Source organism: Acinetobacter sp. P8-3-8 (assembly GCF_000214135.1).
Classification (GTDB): domain Bacteria; phylum Pseudomonadota; class Gammaproteobacteria; order Pseudomonadales; family Moraxellaceae; genus Acinetobacter.
In genome coordinates, this window is record NZ_AFIE01000188.1 from 1 (window position 1) to 314 (window position 314).

Consider the following 314-nt stretch of genomic DNA (forward strand, 5'->3'; position numbering starts at 1 on the left):
TATGAAACTCAACTCATTCTCCCCAATTCCTGAAAATGATGATGAATTACATCTTCCAGCACTGGTTTATGCTGCATCTCTAGGTGATATTGAACAGGTAGAGCAATTATTATCACAAGGTGTAAATGCAAATCAAACAGATGATGAAGGCTATAGTGCTTTACATGCAGCTGCTGAAAATGACTATCTGGAAATTGTTAAATTGCTAATTCAGAAAGGTGCAGATGTAAATTACAAAGCTGAATATACAGCTTTAGAACTTGCAGAAATGGCTGAAAATAAAGAGATTATCGATTATTTAAAAAATCTATAAA

The 314-nt window shown here is 33.1% G+C and carries 1 protein-coding gene; it reads left to right on the forward strand.

The features are described 5' to 3' along the window. Window position 1 precedes the first annotated feature (1 nt). Window positions 2-313, forward strand: coding sequence for an ankyrin repeat domain-containing protein (locus tag GGG_RS0119275; RefSeq protein WP_010118260.1), 312 nt, complete (start codon window positions 2-4; stop codon window positions 311-313). The last annotated feature ends 1 nt before the right edge of the window (window position 314 follow it).